The sequence below is a fragment of the Microcystis sp. LE19-41.2A genome (assembly GCF_027530405.1).
Taxonomy (GTDB): domain Bacteria; phylum Cyanobacteriota; class Cyanobacteriia; order Cyanobacteriales; family Microcystaceae; genus Microcystis; species Microcystis aeruginosa.
This window is the reverse complement of sequence record NZ_JAPZQJ010000388.1, coordinates 1-1,211: the sequence shown is the minus strand read 5'-3', so window position 1 is coordinate 1,211 and position 1,211 is coordinate 1. Positions and strand designations below refer to the sequence as shown.

The window sequence follows — 1,211 nt, the reverse complement described above, 5'->3', positions numbered from 1 at the left end:
AATACAGTGAGTTCTTTTCTTCTTCCGTGAATTCTAGGTTAATCATGTTTTTAATGAGTGCTTTGCTTCTAATTATGACTCTTAAACTATATTATTGTCCTTGAGTAAAAAATGCAAGTTGTAGCCGTGCAAAGTATAGCTTCTATCTCCTTACGGTTTAATTTGGGCAATTTATAAATGAGAATTGTCTCAATTAATTCGAGAATATCCTCTCTTTTGTCTGCTATCCGTGAATTGTTGCGTAAATTGTTTAATCTAAGGCTTTTTTCTTTAATTTAACCATTGGTGTAAATCTTCCAAATCCGAAAAATTCAATAAAGCAAGGGCTAAATTATCCAATTGATTAGGATTTAACTGTTTAATTTTTTGTTCTAACTTTAAAGGAATAGAACCTAGTTTTAAATTTAGCTGACGCAAAATCAGGCTTTTTTTAGCGGATAATTCTCCTTCCTCTCTGCCTTCCTCTCTACCTTCCTCTCTGCCTTCCTCTAAAGCTTCTTGATAGACTTTAGTTTCTCTTAGATCACTTAAACTAAACATAGCTTCTATCTCCTTACGGTTTAATTTGGGCAATTTATAAATGAGAATTGTCTCAATTAATTCGAGAATGTCCTGTCTTTTTAAAGACTCCTGGAATTGTCGTCTAACCTGTTGAATCAGTTCTTTTCCTTGCGCTAAGGTGTTTGGTTCCGATTCTACAATTAATTGTCACACTTTTACCCCCAGAGAATCCCCCTCACCTAATTGATTCAGATAATAACAGTTAACCCGTCCTGACTCAAAGAATTCTTGATAACGAGATTTGGGACTATTTTCAATTTCCCGATGAGGATAAATGATCACCCCTTGCCAATTGTTATTCCTCTCACTTTGATGAAAATAGAGAAATATTTCACTAAAAAAGCGCGAGTAAAACCGTTCATCTTTTTGAAATTGTACCTCAACAAAGTAAATCGGTTCATTAAGGTTATCAGGAAGAAAGACCCCATCTAAACGAAAAGCGAGTTGTTTAACTTCTAGGGAGGAAAATTGATAATGATTGACGGTTTCAGGGGGAAGATTGAGCAAGTCAAAGAAACTTTCAGGAAAAGTCTGAAAGAGACGATAGAAAATACTGTCCGTTTTCACTCAATTTTGTCCCTCAATGACTTGTGGTACTTGTTCAATATCTAAGTCTAAAGTTTGGGCAATTTGTTCTACACTTAATCCTA

1 protein-coding gene and 1 pseudogene are annotated in these 1,211 nt (G+C 34.6%); both read right to left on the bottom strand.

The features are described from left to right. Positions 1-86: 86 nt before the first annotated feature. Positions 87-194, bottom strand: coding sequence for a hypothetical protein (locus tag O9290_RS15855; RefSeq protein ID WP_288087255.1), 108 nt, complete (start codon positions 192-194; stop codon positions 87-89). Between the two features lie 76 nt (positions 195-270). Continuing rightward, positions 271-1,128: pseudogene (locus tag O9290_RS15850) on the bottom strand (Rpn family recombination-promoting nuclease/putative transposase). Between the last annotated feature and the right edge of the window lie 83 nt (positions 1,129-1,211).